The following is a 16,055-nucleotide window of genomic DNA, read 5'->3' on the forward strand; positions in this document are numbered from 1 at the left end:
GAGGTTTCCGTTCTGTTTAATATGGTTTTAGATGAATCTTATTCTGAATTGTTAAAAGAGTGATAAAACTATTTTTTCACCTCTGATTACACAGATTTTCACAGATAATTATGGGAATTATGTTGTAGTACTTACTGCTCTTTCAATAATTTTTTTATCAAAGTAATCTGACCCAAATGATAATAAGCGTGCTCAATCATTCCATCAATATTCCTTTGATAAGTTCCGTATTTTTTATCAACAAGCACCTCATCAAGTTGTGAATCCGGAATCCGTTCCAGTAATGTGGCGAACTTTTCAGAGTCCGTCCATAGTTTATTCAAAAGCTGTTCCCATTGTTCCTGTGATTCGATGGGAGGAAGATCAAAACTAAACTGATCTCTTATCTCAAGAGCACCTCCTTCAAAAACATTTACAATTCCTGCGATATAATAATCAATATGGAAAGTCAACATTGCTATTGTATTCAGAGAACCGATCTTCGTTACCGCGAGCTCCCACGAAACATCAGATAGCTGATCTTTAAAATTGGTATTGGCAATCCAGAGACCATCAAGCAAAACTTCTCTGAATCTTTTTGATAATTGTAATACTGAACTCATGGGTTTATTTTTACGTTTTTCTAAAGATAGGCAATTAAAGAATAATTTTTAACCTCCCGCTAATTTTGCAGATAACCCAAATGCAATGTTTCTGTTAAAAACAAAAAACCTCAAATGCGACATACATTTGAGGCTTATATTATAATATAAAATTACTATTATTTTTTAGCAGGAATTTCTTTCTTTCCGCTTTTCAGGATCTTTTCAAGAATTCTTAATGTGATCAGATAAGTAGGTTTTACCCCTGTAAGACCTAAGCCTCCTGAAGATAATGTGCTTCCTGTTTCCAGAGGGTTATCCGAAGCATAATAAGCATAACAAACGAACAGATCCGGTGAAATATGGTGTCTGATCTTAGAAGCGACCTGAATTGCTTTCTGGTAATGTGCACCTTCCATTTCAAGGCCAATAGCCTTCCATGAAGTGTTCATAAAATATGAAAGGATATCTTTATTTTGAAGAGATGTTCCTAAAACAGTAATCATCGGTCCTTCAAAAGCTTTCAGCTCATCATCTTTGAAATCATCGAGCTTTAATGCATTTTCAAAAGGATAATTATCTGCAGTCCCTTCAAAAATGTGAGAAGTAGGGATCATAATATCTCCTTTTTCTCCGGTAAGGATACCTGCCTTCCCCATAATGGAAACAGATTTCACATGCATCATATATACTTCTCCTTTATGTTCAAAAGGTTTCAGCAATTCATCCATCACCTCAAAAGCCTGTTCACCGAAAGCGTAATCAAATACCATCACCACATCATCCCCTGAAAACTTAATGTCTGCAAATGGTGTATTCTTCAAATCCGTTTTGCTGAGGTCAATGATCTGAACATCAATATTACTTCCACTTTTATCGGCAATATGGATCATTCCTTCATCCAAAGCATATTTTAATACTTTATCACGAAGTTCTTTTTTATTTGAGATCTCCTGATACAGCTTATAGTCCACCTCATGATGCTGTTTCTTTTTAAGAGCATTATTGGCATACAGCATATTTTTCACGGAGTGCATATTGGCAGAAATAATATGCAGAGGACGCATATGAAGATTATTTTCAAATAAAACTTCTTTTACTTTATTCGCCCATTTCTCACCAAAATAGTGATGCCCTACTCTTTCTTTTAATATAGCACTGAAATGAATTTCTCTTTCTCTCGTACTTTTCGCATCCTCAAGACTTACTTTTCCTAAATTGTAGATGATCTTAAATAAACGATCCGGGTTATTATCATCCCCAAACGTATTGTAAGCTCTCAGTGTTTCATCAAAAGTCCTTCCTATTAAAGAAGAAAGATGAATAAGCGCCACCTCTTTTTCTTTTCTGCTGAATTTCTTTTCCCCTTTTACCACCTCTTCAATAATTTTGAAGGCACGGGTAGGCTTCCAGTTTTCATCCTGGATAAATGCCAGATTACGGATTTTATCAGCTTCTATAAACAGGAATGTCAGGTGGGTAAGAATGTCATAAATTTCGGAACGGCCCAAAAGAACCTCAATATTCATCTGGTGTTCGTCTATTCTATAACAGTTTCTTCTTCTTTTCTTTGGAACAATAGGTTCGAAACTTCCTTTATCAAACCCTTCATCTGATGTAAGATGAATAAAAGCGCATTCCTCAATCCCTTCCGGAAGCCTGTCTAAAACATACATCAATCCGTCAAGCTCCAGTTTGTTTGGAATATTCATGGTCCCATAAATTTCCGGATTGATGGTTTTCAACAAACTTCTGATGCTTTCTCCTGAAACACCCCCTGGCTTGAAAAATCCTCTATAAAATAAGTGTCTCATAGAGATATATAGTCTTTCAATAGCCTCTGTTGTTTCTCTTGCTCTAGAATTTGTCATAAAATAAATTTCACACAAATATACAAAATCTTTGTCCATTTTATTTTAACTATCTTTTAATAAGTGGCTTAAACCACCTCATTCAGGACCATGTATAAAATAAAATGCATCTAAGGTACTCCCCCTTCAAAACCGGCTATGGGCACCAGATTTTAAATATTAAACTTCAAAACACCCTATAAAAAAACCACCAAACAATCGTTTAAATTATATAAAAACCAAAACAACCCCTAAAATTTTTAGGGTTAAATCATTTTCGTTTTATTTTTTTTGTAAATTTGCCCCATCAAAATTCACCCAAATATGTCAACCTTAAGATTCAAAGCATTAGAAACCCTACCATTTAAGGATTTCAGAAGAGACAACTCTATTGAGGTCCCTGCAAAATTATCAGAACTATTCTGTAAAAATGTGTTCTCAGAAGAGACCATGAGAGAATATTTAACGAAAGAAGCATTCGGCTCTATCATGGATGCCATTAAGAAAGGAACGAAGATCCAGAGACATATTGCAGACCAGGTAGCTGTAGCGATGAAGGACTGGGCGATGAGCAAGGGAGTAACTCACTATACGCACTGGTTTCAGCCTTTGACAGGAACGACGGCAGAAAAGCATGATTCTTTCTTTACCCCTATTGAAGGAGGCAGAGCAATTGAAAGATTCAGCGGAAATATGCTTATACAGCAGGAACCTGACGCCTCTTCTTTCCCGAACGGAGGTATCAGAAATACTTTTGAAGCAAGAGGGTACACAGCGTGGGACCCTACCTCTCCGGCATTCATCATGGGAACTACATTATGTATTCCATCGATCTTCATCTCTTACACAGGAGAAACTTTAGATTACAAAGCACCTCTGTTAAGAGCTTTGAACGCTGTGGATGAAGCTGCGACAAATGTAATGCAGTATTTTGACAAAAACGTAACGAAAGTAACACCTACTTTGGGCTGGGAACAGGAATATTTCCTTGTAGATTCAGCCTTATATCAATCCCGTCCTGACCTTGTTTTAACAGGTAAGACATTATTGGGACATTCTCCTGCAAAAGGACAGCAGCTAGACGACCACTATTTCGGCTCTATCCCTACAAGGGTAATGAACTTTATGAAAGAGCTGGAGATCGAGTGTATGAAGTTGGGTATCCCTGCAACAACAAGACACAATGAGGTTGCCCCGAACCAGTTCGAGCTGGCGCCGATGTTTGAGGAGGTAAACGTTGCTGTAGACCATAACTCTTTACTGATGGACATCATGGCAAGAGTAGCGCACAAGCACCATTTCCATATCCTGTTCCATGAGAAACCTTTCGCTGGTGTAAACGGAAGCGGAAAGCACAACAACTGGTCTTTGGCTACCGACACAGGAGAAAACCTTTTGAGCCCGGGAAGGAATCCAAAGAAAAACTTACAGTTCTTAACTTTCTTCGTTAACACGATTAAAGCTGTTCATGAGTACGCCGATCTTTTAAGAGCAAGTATCGCTTCTGCAAGCAACGACCACAGACTTGGCGCCAACGAAGCTCCACCGGCAATTATCTCCGTATTCATCGGAAGCCAGCTATTCAGCGTTTTGGAAGAGCTTGAAAAAGTAACGAACGGAAAATTATCTCCGGAAGAAAAAACTGAATTAAAATTAAATGTAGTGGGGAAAATCCCTGAAATCCTGTTAGACAATACAGACAGAAACAGAACTTCTCCATTTGCATTTACAGGAAATAAATTTGAGATCAGAGCCGTAGGTTCATCTGCAAACTGTGCAGAATCTATGACTGTAATGAATACCATTGCGGCGAAACAGCTGAACGATTTCAAAAAAGAAGTAGATACTCTTATCGAAGGAGGATTGAAGAAAGACGAAGCCATCTTCAATGTACTCAGAGAATACATCAAGCAATCTAAAAGTATCATGTTTGAAGGTGACGGATATTCTGATGACTGGGCTAAAGAAGCTAAGAAAAGAGGATTGAACAACCTGAAAACAACACCGGAAGCTTTAAAGCAGGAGATGGACAAAAAATTCCTGGCCCTGTATGAAGAGATGGGAATTTTCACTCACAGAGAAGTTGAGGCAAGAAACGAGATCAAGCTGGAAAAATACTCTACTGTTATTGATATTGAAGCAAGAGTGCTAAGTGATATCGCAAGAAACCATATCATTCCTTCTGCTTTAAATTACCAGAACAGATTAATTGAAAACGTAAAAGGTCTTAAAGACATTTTTGGAGATAAAGAATTCAAACCATTGGCAAAAGAGCAGATGAGCTTAATAACCAGCATTTCTGAAAATGTTTCCAGGATCAAGCTTGGTGTTGAAGACCTTATTAAGGCCAGAGAAGCGGCAAAAAACATATCAGACAGCCAAAAGCAGGCAGAAGAATACTGCAACAAAGTAAAACCATTATTTGACCCTATCAGAGAAGCTTCCGATGCTCTTGAAATGATGGTAGACGATGAACTTTGGCCGATGACAAAATACAGAGAAATGTTGTTCACAAAATAACCTCTGTAAAGTTCCATATTAGTTCAAATTCCTCGGTTTTTCCGGGGAATTTTTTTGTTTTATTAACAGTTAAGAAAATTAGAGTTTTAAATCACAAAACACGATATATAGAAGAATATCGACAGATTTTGTTAAAGAATCTTAATAAAAAAAACCGCACACTTGCCAAAAACAGGGGGTTGCGGTTTATTTTTCTTTAACATATGTAAATAATATGTTAAATAGTGTTAAAATAAAGTCCTGACAATTATCATAGCAGGGGTCTTTTATTCGGAATCTCTACTTTTGTAATGCTTTTGAAAATAAATATCCTTTTTTAACACGGTTAATCAAATATATATGAAGAAAAGAGTTTTGTTTTATTTAGTTGCTTTAGTTACTACAGTTTCATTGCAATCGTGTGCTACTAATTATGTAGTTTCAAAACCAGCAACTTACACAAAAGAATACAAAACAGATGCCAAACTAGCTTCTATAGATAACAAAAAAATGGAGCAGGATAAGCAAAAGCTTATTGATTCTTTCCTTGCAGAAAAGGCGGCATCTATAGCGAATGCTAAAAAAGCCATAAAGAATTCTGAGATCGCAAAAGTGATCAAGCATAATAAAACCATTGACGGTATCCTTACTGAAGCTGAAACATACCTTGGAACTCCTTACAGATATGGAGGAACAACAAGAAAAGGTATAGATTGTTCAGCTTTTGTTCTTTCCGTATTCGGAGCAGCAGCAGGTCTTAGCTTACCAAGAGTAGCGGCTTCACAAGCTCAGGAAGGAGAAAGAGTTGAAAAAGGAGAGCTGCAGAAAGGAGACCTGATCTTCTTTTCCCATGGAAGAAGAATTTCTCACGTAGGTATTGTAGAAAGTGTTACTGAAGAAGGTGAAATCAAATTTATTCACGCAGCGACATCAAAAGGAGTAATGATCTCTTCACTGAATGACTCTTATTGGGGACCAAAGTTCAGATTCGCGAAAAGAGTGATCAACGAGGAAGGAGAAGCTTACAATAACCTGGCAGCTATTGCTCCCGCTACACCAGCAAATTTTTAATTTTATAAATAATTGATTTAAATAATGAAGCCATCAGAATTCTGATGGTTTTTTTATTTACCGTTATCTGTACTTTTTTATAACACAGTTAGAGGTTCCGGCTAAAACTCACTAATAATCGTTAAATAGATAATCAGCATTTCCTGATTTTTACAGTAATGAATCAAAATGCTCAGCCGCTAACTTCTAACTTCTCTACCCATTCCTATCAATTTCAATATCCAGTTGATCCAGCAGACCATACACTCCGGAAAGTGAAAACTTAGCCTTTTTAAGCCTGTTTAAAGCCGGATCTATCGAATAGTTAATAGAAGTTCGGAAATCTGTTTTTTCAAGGTTTGTACTATCGAAAACAGCACCTGACAGATCACAGTTGATGAATGCGGCATTGGAAGCATCACATTCAGTGAAATCCACTTCAATAAGCTTAGAGTTTTTAAAAACCGTTTTCTTAACAGAGGTCCGGTAGAATACAGAATTATTGAGAGCACAGCCATCGAATGTAAAGGACAGCCCGAACTCATTACAATCATTAAACTGAAGTCCGAACATTTTACACTCTTTGAAGACCACATCACGGAAAGCAGTTTTCATCAGTTTAGCCATGCTGAGGTTACAGCCGGTAAACTCACAATCGGTAAAACTGAATCCTGACAGATCAAGGTATTCAAAATTACAGTTGCTGAATGTACAGTTCTCATATTCCCCCTGACGCAATTGGGAAGGATCTGTATTTTCAAAATCCTGGTCCAGGATATAGGCTTCTTTCATAAAAATTCAATGGTATTTGAGAATAACCGTTCTTCCACAAATCTCATAGATTTCGCAGATGATTTTAGGCAAAAAAATTAAACGAGATTTTTCTAAACTTACAATATCCGGTTTCAAATTTATACCAGGCTATTTTTATCCGAATAATTAAGCTTAAAGAAAATAAATGTCATTATAGAGAAGGCTAACAGGGAGCTTCCTCCATAGCTGAAATACGGTAAAGGAATACCTACTGTAGGGAAAAGCCCCATAACCATCCCTAAATTGATGGAAAAGTGCATCAGCAGGATCGATGCAAAGCAGTACCCAAATACCCGGTTAAAGGTGGATTTCTGCCTCTCTGCCAGATAGTAGATCCTGCCTATATAAATCATATAGCAGAAAACGAGAAGCGCACTTCCTACAAATCCCCATTCTTCACCTACTGTACAGAAAATATAGTCGGTTTCCTGCTCCGGAACAAATTTACCCTGGGTAACTGATCCTTCACGGTATCCTTTTCCTGTAAGTCCCCCTGACCCGATTGCAGTTTTTGAATATAGTAAGTTATATCCTGAGGTATCCCTAAATGCTTTTTCACCTTTATAAAGAACCTCGATCCTTTCTCTCTGGTGCTTTGGAAGCTTTTCTAAAATATAAGGGGAACCGAATGCAAGACCGCACAATAAAAGGACAGATCCTGCAATTCCCGAGATCGTAATCACATCCCAGGACATTCTGTGATAATTCATGGCTATCAAAATACCGGCAATCAATAAAATCGCTACTACAACATATACCGGAGGTACTGCCAGCGCAACCAGAAAGACTCCGGCAAAAATAAATCCTACTCCAAACAACAATCCGCTTAACCCTTCTCTATACAAGGCAATGAAAAATGCAATAAACACAAGCATAGATCCTACATCCGGAATAGCCAGAACGACCACTGCCGGAATCCCGATAATCGCTAAAGCGGTAAAAAGGGATTTCCTGTTCTTAAGATTAAAGTCAGGACTTGAAACATAGTTGGCCATCATCAGAGCTGTTCCGATCTTGGCGAATTCAACGGGCTGCATGGTAAAGCTTCCGAACTTATACCAGTTCTTCTGACCCAGGATCTCTTTACCGAACGGAAAAAGCCCTATCAGCAACAGAACTCCTCCTATATAAATGATCCCCGCCATATTTTCGAAGAACTTACTTCTTCCTAAAAATATGATAAGCCCCACAAATAAGGAAATACAAAAGAAGACCAATTGTTTTTCCCCTAATTTCTGGTCAACACTATAGATGTTTGCAATCGCGAAAATGCAAAGCAGGAAATACAGCCCAAGGCCAAGTTTATCTATTCCTTCAGTCCATTTCATTGCGTCACAGGTTTTTTAGCAGTGTTATTATTTTTAGTTTCTTCGTCTATTCTTTTTTGTAGCTTGGCTTTTTGCTGCTTAACAAATTCCAGACTATCCTGCATTTTTTTTCGTTTAATAGAATCGAGCTTGGGATCAACATACAGACCTTTACGCTTCAGGTCTACGATCCATTGTCTTTTATATTCCGGCATGAAGCTCGCCGTAACCATTTTCTTATAAAGGTGCTCTCTCTTCAGGTCACCTGTAATATATTTTTCAGCGATCACTGTACAGGCAGGGCCCGCCCATGTTGCTCCGAATCCTGCATGCTCCATTACTGCCGCTACTACGATTTTAGGCTTGTCAGCCGGAGCGATCAATACAAAGATGGAGTTATCCTTTCCCTGCGGAACCTGTGCAGTACCTGTTTTTGCAAGCTGAGTGAAATCATTTGACTTCAAGCTTCTCGCAGTACCTCTCAATACCACAGCTTCCATTCCTTTCAGTACAGGATCAAAATGCTTAGTATCTACAAGGGTTTTATGTTTTACTTTAAATCTCGGATCAGGATTAGGTTTACCATCAATAGCTTTAACAATATGAGGAGTGTAATACCATCCTTTGTTGGCAATAGCCGATAAAACATTCGCCATCTGTAAAGGGGTAAGCATTACATCTCCCTGCCCCATTCCGTTGAAAACAGCTCCTGTGGCTAAAGGATCCCAATTTTTAAAATCCTTCTTACCGCTGTATTTATTTAACGCTTTCTGTCTTTTTTCGTAAAACTCTCCACTCGGAATTCTTCCTTTTGCTCCTGAAGCCAGGTCATTATTCAAAAATTCTCCAACTCCGAAGCTGCTCATGATCTTTTTCCATTCATCCACTCCTCTGGACGGATCACCGGGATATTTGTTCATAATAGCCAGATAAGCATGCGAGAAATAACAGTTACTGGAAACCTGGATAGAAGGAATCAAAGGATCTGCTCCTCCATGTCCTTTAATCCTAAGTCCTTTATAATAGAACCCTCCTCCGCATGGGAAAATTGTCTTTTCATCCATTACCCCCATTTGCATTCCTGCCAAGGCAGTCAGTAATTTGAATGTGGATCCTGGAGGATATGCCGCCTGAACCGACCTGTCAAACATAGGCTTGTTCTCGTAAAGCGTATCTTTATTTAAAGCATAAATATTCTTGGATTTATAAGGTCCGGTAAATAGATTTGGATCAACATCAGGACCTGTAGCCAGCGTTAAAATTTCACCGTTATTCGGATCGATGGCAACAATGGCTCCATGTTTATTGACCAGCATCTCTTCAGCCATTCTCTGAAGGTCATAATCGATGGTAAGCGTAATATCTTTTCCTGTAATAACGTCTTTATCCAGTGTCCCGTTTTTATAAGACCCGATATTTCTGAGTCTGATATCCTTTTGAATATACTTTACTCCTTTTATCCCACGAAGTTCTTTTTCATAGGACTTTTCGACTCCCTTCTTCCCGATGAAGTCACCAGGCAGATAGTAAGCAGAATCCTTTTTGATCTCAGCGTCATTTACCTCGTTGGTATAGCCTAAAAGGTTTCCTGAAGTGGAAACTTCGTATTGGCGTTGCGGCCGCTGTACAATATTAAAAGCAGGGTATTTGAAAATAATCTCCTGAACCCTTGCAATATCTTCCCTGCTCAGATCCTTCAGGAAAGTCATCGGAGTCAGTTTAGAATAATACTTTTCTTTCTTAATGAAATTGATCCTGTTGATAAAATCAGCCTTGCTGATCTTCATCAGACTACAGAATCCAAGGGTATCAAAATCCGGTTTCATCAAAGCCTGCGTAAAAGAGACCTCATAAGCCGGCTGGTTTCCTACCATGATCTTACCGTTCCGGTCAAAAATAACCCCACGCTGCGGGATAATGTATTCCGTTTTAATGGAAGTATTGGCCGCGTTTAAGGCATAACGGTCTGTAAACAACTGCAAATACGAAAGCCTCGCCACAAAAATAAGGGCGATAACAACAAGGAACGAAAAAATTTTTAAATAACGTGTGTTCAAACTTTTTGTTTGATTTTAAATATTAATGCGTAAATAACGATAAATATAAATGAAATTACACTAGTTACCAACACATTAAACAATATTTCAAAAAACCTGCTAAACTTAAAGAACTCAATATACTGCACTAAAAGCTGATGCAGGAAAATACTTGAAAATAAAAACAGCAAAAACTGCGCCCATTGAAGGGACTGAAAAGAGAAAAAGTCTGTGGACGTATCTGTAGAAGTCCTGAATATCAACGTCCTGAAATAAGCGATCAATGTGGTGGCAAACGCATTAATTCCCCATGAATAATGGAATCCGTCAATGGAAAGACCTATTAAAAAACTTAATGCAAGAAATTGAAACCTATTTCTGAAAAAAGGATAGAACATGACAAACACCGGATATAAAACCGGTGTATACTTACCGAAAATAGTAATTCTGTCCAATACAACGATCTGTAATGCAACAAGAAAGATCATGATCAGTATATCGGTAAATAAAGTCCTGCTAATCATTTTCTTTTTTTATTACAGTCTGCATAGTATCCTGAATCTTCTGCACTTCCGCTTTTTTAAGATTCTTTACTACGTATACTTTATTCAACGCTCCCATTTTTTCACTCAATTCAACCGAGATATCCCAAAATCCGGTCTTATTATCTACAGAATATCCGGCGATCGTACCGATCGTCACTCCTTTAGGGAAAATAGCAGATTTACCGTCTGTAACGACAGTATCTCCGATCTTTAATGCTACATATTTGGGGATATCCGCAAGGTGCATTACCCTCGAATTGTCTCCATTCCATGTTAAAGTACCAAAATATCCTGAATTTTTCAGTGCAGCGTTAATTCTGATCTTGCTTACACTCAATACTGATTGAACTAATGCGTAACTGTCTGTAGAATTGATTACGATCCCGGCAATACCTTTCGGAGCCATAACTCCCATTTGAGGAAATACTCCATCTCTGCGGCCACGGTTGATCGTAAAATAATTATTTCTTCTGTTGATGCTGTTAAAAACAATCTCACCATCTACGAAAGTATAGATCTGGCCACCTCCTATTGTATCATGAACTCTTTTGAAAACAGGAGTCTTTGTCCCATCTTTTCCATAAAGCTCTGCCATAAGGGCTTTATTCTGTACGACAAGATCTTCATTGATTTGTTTAAGCTTCAGATAGGAAACCCCTTCATCAATATACCCGGAAAACCAGGAATTCAGCGCAGCTGTCTGGCCTGCAATCCAGGATCTCTGCATGGCATTTCTGGAGAATATCAAAACCAGAGCAATAATTTGCAGGAATATAAAGAAGACGAAAAGAGTATTCTTCGAAAATAATCTCAGCAAAAATCCCATTCAGATATACAGTCGTAAAAAGTTAAAATTATTTAATTAAGAAATTGAATTTATCCATATTCTTAAGCGCAATACCTGTTCCGCGAACAACAGCTCTCAACGGATCTTCAGCCACAAACACAGGAAGACCTGTCTTTTTGTGAATTCTGTCTGCAAGACCTCTCAATAACGCACCTCCTCCGGCAAGATAAATACCTGTTTTGTAAATATCAGCTGCCAGCTCCGGCGGAGTAAGAGAAAGAGTTTCCATTACGGCATCTTCGATTCTGATGATCGATTTATCCAATGCACGGGCAATCTCCTTGTATCCAACCATAATTTCTTTAGGCTTCCCTGTAATAAGGTCTCTACCTTGTACCGGGATGTCTTCGATATCTACATCAAGATCTTCTACTGCAGAGCCCACTTCAATTTTAATTCTTTCCGCTGTTCTTTCCCCGATATAAAGGTTATGGTGAGTTCTTAAGTAATACGCAATATCATTGGTAAATACGTCTCCTGCAATCTTCACGGATTTGTCGCATACGATACCTCCTAACGCTACTACAGCAATTTCAGTAGTACCTCCGCCTATATCGATGATCATATTCCCTTCAGGCTTCTGTACGTCGATCCCAACCCCTATAGCCGCAGCCATCGGTTCATAGATCAGCCTTACTTCTTTAGCATTTACTTTCTGAGCCGAGTCTCTTACCGCTCTTTTTTCAACTTCAGTGATACCAGAAGGAATACAGATTACAATTCGTAATGCAGGTTGTATGAATTTACCTTTGATTCCGGGAATTTTTTTAATGAATTCCTTGATCATATGTTCAGAAGCGTGGAAATCTGCAATGACACCATCTTTCAAAGGACGGATCGTCTTGATATCCTCATGAGTCTTACCTTGCATATGCTTGGCCTGCTCTCCGACGGCAATCGGCTTACCCGACGAACGTTCAATTGCAACAATTGACGGTTGATCTATAACAATTTTATTATTATGGATGATAAGGGTATTAGCAGTTCCAAGGTCTATCGCAATTTCTTGCGTAAACATATCAAATAAACTCATATTTTTCTTCTGATTTAAGGTTACAAAGATATAAATTTAACACTACTAAAGAAATTTCCCACTAACATAATTTGGTTAAAATTTTATTAAAATTTATAATTCTTTATTAACTTTCAGTTTAGACATTTACAGAGTTTGATTTCAACTAAAATTAATGAAGTGTTAAAAGGGCCAAAAGGCAAAATTACAAAAGGGTGAAAAGGCGAAGAAAACAGGCCCAGATAAGCGGATTTGCAAATTTATCTTTATCATGCACTTTACTCCTCCCAACCATATCACCTGCTTTGTTTTTCGATTTTGTTGAATCTTGCATTTTTAGTTCTTTTTAACAATTATCTTCTATTCATTGCACATAAGCAAATCTCAATTTCATCATTTTACCTTTTCACCATTTGCTTTATCTCAACCCAGTCTCAATCTTTTACACAAACAAATCCGCCTTTTTGCAATTTAACCCTTTTGCCATAAAAAGCTTTCTTCACATCCCGGTCCTAGACTTCTCTATAGTTTTTTACGATAATTATCATATACACTATCAGAGAATGATTAATTAAAAAAAACGTAAATTTGCGACTGCTTATGTTACAGTATTCCAACATCCATCAAACATCGAATTTTGCCGTGCTTTCCATAAGCTATGAAAAGGCAGATGTAGAAACGAGAGGAAAGTTTGCATTCTTTGATGAAAACATCAAAAACTTTGTTTCCCGGGTCCATCAGGAAGATCTTGGGGATGCATTTGTAGTTTCCACCTGTAACAGAACGGAGATTTATACCACCTCTCCCAATTATCTTTTAGTGGCTGAAGAATACTGCAAAACCATTGGAGTACATCTTACGGATTTTCTTCAGTTTGCCAATATCCTTACCAAAGAGGAAGCTTTGATCCACCTTTTCAGAGTTGCTGCAGGGCTAGAAAGCCAGATCATCGGGGATTTTGAAATCATCGGCCAGATCAAAAAGGCATACAACCGATTTAAGAAAGAGAGACAAAATTCCAATCCTTATCTTGAAAGAGCAATTAATGCCGCTATTCAGATCTCAAAAAGGATCAAGAACGAAACCGGCATTTCCAATGGAGCCGCTTCTGTTTCCTACGCAGCGGTTCATTATATTTTAAACAGCCAAAAGAGAATTACTGAAAAGAACATTCTTCTCTTAGGAGTGGGTGAAATAGGGCAGAATACGGTTGAGAACCTGGTAAAGCATGTTTATCAGCCCAAAATCAAGATTGCCAACAGAACTCAGGAGAAAGCTGAAAAAATTTCCCAGAAATACAATATTCCTCACGTTGATTATTCTGATTTTGACAAGGAATTAAAAAATACGGATATTCTTATTGTGGCAACAGGAGCAAAGCATCCTATTGTCAACCAATCCCACTTTCCGAACGGAAAAGAAACTCTGGTGATCGATCTTTCCATTCCGCATAACGTTGAAAAGAATGTCACCGAAAATGAAAATGTAACACTGATCGACGTAGATGAGCTTTCAAAACAGATCCAGGAAACGATCCAGCAGCGTGAAAGAGAGATCCCGAAAGCTGAAAAGATCATTAAGGAGCTGATGAAAGACTTTCTTGAGTGGGAAAAAAAGAGAAAACTGGCACCCAATATCCACCATTTCAAAGCGGTTTTAAAGAATATGGAACGCAATGAAATGCATAATTTTTACAGAAAAAATAAATACATAAACATCACGGACATGGAACTTTCTGATAAAATGATCCAGAAAATCACCAACCGTTTTGCAAAATATATCATTGATAATCCTTTAAAAGCCGAAGAAATTAGTAAATTAATGCACGAAATATTAGTTGAACAACCAAACAACGAATTCAATGAAAAGCATTAGAATCGGAACCAGAAATTCCGCACTTGCACTTTGGCAGGCTAGAGAGGTTGCGAGGCACCTTCAGAACAACAATTATTTAACGGATATCATTCCTATCGTTTCTTCCGGCGATAAGAACCTTAATCAGCCATTATATTCTTTAGGCATTACAGGGGTTTTCACCAGAGACCTTGACATTGCCCTATTGAATGATGAGATCGATATTGCCGTACATTCTTTAAAAGACGTTCCTACTCAGTTACCTCAGAATATTGAGATGGTCGCCTATCTGGAGAGAGATTATCCACAGGATATCCTGATCAGAAAAGAATCTGCAAGGAATAAGGAATTCCATGAGCTGAAACTGGCAACAAGCAGTTTAAGAAGAAGAGCCTTTTGGTTAAGAAATTATCCTGCTGCCGAATTCTCAGATATCCGCGGTAACATCCAGACCAGGCTTCAAAAACTGGAAGAAGGAGATTTTGACGCGACCATTCTATCTTTGGCCGGAATCAAAAGAATGAAAATGGAGATCGATTATGAGATGCTGCCATTAATGATTTCGGCACCGTCACAGGGCGTTATTTCCGTAGCCGGACATACCGATAAACCTGAGATCAATGAAATTGTGCGTCAGATCAACCATAAGCCAACTCAGACCTGTGTAGAGATCGAAAGAAACTTCTTAAGTACTTTAGAGGGAGGCTGTACAGCGCCGATCGGAGCTTTTGCAGAAATCATCGGAGACCAGATCCGCTTCAAGGCAGCACTTTGTTCTTTGGATGGTAAAAACTGCATTGCCGTTGATGAGAGCTTTGAGTATAGTTCCTCAGAAAATTTTGGAGAAAAATTTGCAAAAGTTGTTCTTGAAAACGGAGGAAAAGAGCTTATGGCAGAAATCAAAAGCCAGATCTAAGATTATTTCAGATTCCAGATTCCTTTAACGACTTTTCATCTTCTTTAATTTAACAGACATGAAAATCTTATTTACCAAAAATATAGACCAGAGCATTATATCCAAAGAATTAGGAGAGGATGCCCTGGCTGAATGTGTTGAGGTAATTAAGACCAAACCTATTATGATCAGCCCGTTTGATCTTAAAAATTACTCTCTGATCTTCACCAGTGTAAACGGAGTGACCTCGTTCTTTAAAAACAGGTTTAAGCCTAACGAAAATTTCACTGCCAAAAACTACAACAAAATCTATTGTGTAGGAGAAAAAACGAAGAAGGCATTGAGAAAATTTGGGTTCGGAACATTCAAGGTTTTGAAAAACGCTGAGACACTTTCCAGATTTATCATCGGAAACTGCCAGCACGAGCAGTTCCTTCACTTCTGTGGCAATCTTGCCATTAATGTGCTGGATAAGGATCTTCCTTTACAAAACATTAAGTACAAAAAGATTACCATATATAATACTGAGGAAATCAACCCCTTGATACCTGAAAAATATCATGCTGCAGTATTTTTTAGTCCGAGCGGAGTTCGTAGTTTTGCAAGGCGAAATTCGCTGGAAGGCATGAAGCTTTTTTCAATCGGGGAAACCACCTCCTGCGAATTAAGAAATTTTACCCAGGAAAAAATTTTCACTTCCGAAGAAAACACGCTTAGCTCTATCTTTGAATTGATAAAGAGAGAAATCGGAAGTAAGATTTAGAAT

General features: G+C 38.1%; 13 protein-coding genes. 5 read left to right on the forward strand and 8 right to left on the reverse strand.

What is annotated here, in order from left to right; genetic code table 11:
• Positions 1–131: 131 nt before the first annotated feature.
• Together AC4IF5_RS10110 and AC4IF5_RS10115 are read right to left on the reverse strand one after the other, a co-directional pair.
• On the reverse strand, positions 132–602 hold the full coding sequence (locus AC4IF5_RS10110) for a DinB family protein (RefSeq protein ID WP_490734123.1): 471 nt from the start codon (positions 600–602) through the stop codon (positions 132–134).
• 158 nt (positions 603–760) lie between these two features.
• The gene (locus tag AC4IF5_RS10115) at positions 761–2,452 is read right to left on the reverse strand and encodes a DUF6909 family protein (protein WP_490734125.1); all 1,692 of its coding nucleotides are present in this window, start codon (positions 2,450–2,452) and stop codon (positions 761–763) included.
• Positions 2,453–2,755: 303 nt separating this feature from the next.
• On the opposite strand from AC4IF5_RS10115, the gene AC4IF5_RS10120 reads away from it, so the two are divergent.
• A complete protein-coding gene (locus tag AC4IF5_RS10120; protein WP_490734127.1) occupies positions 2,756–4,951 on the forward strand; it encodes a glutamine synthetase III family protein in 2,196 nt (731 codons plus the stop codon).
• Between the two features lie 339 nt (positions 4,952–5,290).
• Positions 5,291–6,001, forward strand: coding sequence for a C40 family peptidase (locus tag AC4IF5_RS10125; RefSeq protein ID WP_490734129.1), 711 nt, complete (start codon positions 5,291–5,293; stop codon positions 5,999–6,001).
• A 195-nt stretch (positions 6,002–6,196) separates the two neighbouring features.
• On the opposite strand, the gene AC4IF5_RS10130 is transcribed toward AC4IF5_RS10125, so the two are convergent.
• The 6 genes from AC4IF5_RS10130 to AC4IF5_RS10155 all read right to left on the reverse strand — a co-directional run bounded on the left by AC4IF5_RS10130 (position 6,197) and on the right by AC4IF5_RS10155 (position 12,561).
• Positions 6,197–6,772 carry a pentapeptide repeat-containing protein gene (locus tag AC4IF5_RS10130; RefSeq protein WP_490734131.1) on the reverse strand — a complete coding sequence of 192 codons (576 nt, stop codon included), beginning with the start codon at positions 6,770–6,772 and terminating at the stop codon, positions 6,197–6,199.
• A 119-nt stretch (positions 6,773–6,891) separates the two neighbouring features.
• Positions 6,892–8,121 carry a rod shape-determining protein RodA gene (gene rodA / locus AC4IF5_RS10135; protein WP_490734133.1) on the reverse strand — a complete coding sequence of 410 codons (1,230 nt, stop codon included), beginning with the start codon at positions 8,119–8,121 and terminating at the stop codon, positions 6,892–6,894.
• Complete coding sequence (locus tag AC4IF5_RS10140; RefSeq protein WP_490734135.1) at positions 8,118–10,157, reverse strand: peptidoglycan D,D-transpeptidase FtsI family protein; 2,040 nt, start codon at positions 10,155–10,157, stop codon at positions 8,118–8,120. Before AC4IF5_RS10140 ends, rodA begins: the two co-directional genes overlap by 4 nt.
• Positions 10,154–10,660, reverse strand: a complete 507-nt coding sequence (locus tag AC4IF5_RS10145; protein ID WP_490734137.1) for a rod shape-determining protein MreD — start codon at positions 10,658–10,660, stop codon at positions 10,154–10,156. The genes AC4IF5_RS10140 and AC4IF5_RS10145 overlap by 4 nt, the downstream gene beginning before the upstream one ends.
• The gene (mreC, locus tag AC4IF5_RS10150) at positions 10,653–11,507 is read right to left on the reverse strand and encodes a rod shape-determining protein MreC (RefSeq protein WP_490734139.1); all 855 of its coding nucleotides are present in this window, start codon (positions 11,505–11,507) and stop codon (positions 10,653–10,655) included. Before mreC ends, AC4IF5_RS10145 begins: the two co-directional genes overlap by 8 nt.
• Positions 11,508–11,535: 28 nt before the next feature.
• On the reverse strand, positions 11,536–12,561 hold the full coding sequence (locus AC4IF5_RS10155) for a rod shape-determining protein (protein ID WP_002982450.1): 1,026 nt from the start codon (positions 12,559–12,561) through the stop codon (positions 11,536–11,538).
• 579 nt (positions 12,562–13,140) lie between these two features.
• On the opposite strand from AC4IF5_RS10155, the gene hemA reads away from it, so the two are divergent.
• From hemA to AC4IF5_RS10170, 3 genes are read left to right on the forward strand one after another with little or no spacing between them, the layout of a single operon-like run.
• On the forward strand, positions 13,141–14,415 hold the full coding sequence (hemA, locus tag AC4IF5_RS10160) for a glutamyl-tRNA reductase (RefSeq protein WP_490734141.1): 1,275 nt from the start codon (positions 13,141–13,143) through the stop codon (positions 14,413–14,415).
• The gene (hemC, locus tag AC4IF5_RS10165; protein WP_490734143.1) at positions 14,402–15,310 is read left to right on the forward strand and encodes a hydroxymethylbilane synthase; all 909 of its coding nucleotides are present in this window, start codon (positions 14,402–14,404) and stop codon (positions 15,308–15,310) included. Before hemA ends, hemC begins: the two co-directional genes overlap by 14 nt.
• A gap of 58 nt (positions 15,311–15,368) precedes the next feature.
• Positions 15,369–16,052, forward strand: a complete 684-nt coding sequence (locus tag AC4IF5_RS10170; protein ID WP_490734145.1) for a uroporphyrinogen-III synthase — start codon at positions 15,369–15,371, stop codon at positions 16,050–16,052.
• Positions 16,053–16,055 lie beyond the last annotated feature (3 nt).

Source organism: Chryseobacterium sp. UF-290, from assembly GCF_058245615.1.

Coding starts and splice junctions, on each gene's coding strand:
- mreC (WP_490734139.1), bottom strand. CDS start 11,507: ATGGGATTTTTGCTGAGATTATTTTCGAAGAATACTCTTTTCGTCTTC.
- AC4IF5_RS10115 (WP_490734125.1), bottom strand. CDS start 2,452: ATGACAAATTCTAGAGCAAGAGAAACAACAGAGGCTATTGAAAGACTA.
- AC4IF5_RS10155 (WP_002982450.1), bottom strand. CDS start 12,561: ATGAGTTTATTTGATATGTTTACGCAAGAAATTGCGATAGACCTTGGA.
- AC4IF5_RS10130 (WP_490734131.1), bottom strand. CDS start 6,772: ATGAAAGAAGCCTATATCCTGGACCAGGATTTTGAAAATACAGATCCT.
- AC4IF5_RS10110 (WP_490734123.1), bottom strand. CDS start 602: ATGAGTTCAGTATTACAATTATCAAAAAGATTCAGAGAAGTTTTGCTT.
- AC4IF5_RS10120 (WP_490734127.1), top strand. CDS start 2,756: ATGTCAACCTTAAGATTCAAAGCATTAGAAACCCTACCATTTAAGGAT.
- hemA (WP_490734141.1), top strand. CDS start 13,141: ATGTTACAGTATTCCAACATCCATCAAACATCGAATTTTGCCGTGCTT.
- AC4IF5_RS10170 (WP_490734145.1), top strand. CDS start 15,369: ATGAAAATCTTATTTACCAAAAATATAGACCAGAGCATTATATCCAAA.
- AC4IF5_RS10125 (WP_490734129.1), top strand. CDS start 5,291: ATGAAGAAAAGAGTTTTGTTTTATTTAGTTGCTTTAGTTACTACAGTT.
- hemC (WP_490734143.1), top strand. CDS start 14,402: ATGAAAAGCATTAGAATCGGAACCAGAAATTCCGCACTTGCACTTTGG.
- AC4IF5_RS10145 (WP_490734137.1), bottom strand. CDS start 10,660: ATGATTAGCAGGACTTTATTTACCGATATACTGATCATGATCTTTCTT.
- rodA (WP_490734133.1), bottom strand. CDS start 8,121: ATGAAATGGACTGAAGGAATAGATAAACTTGGCCTTGGGCTGTATTTC.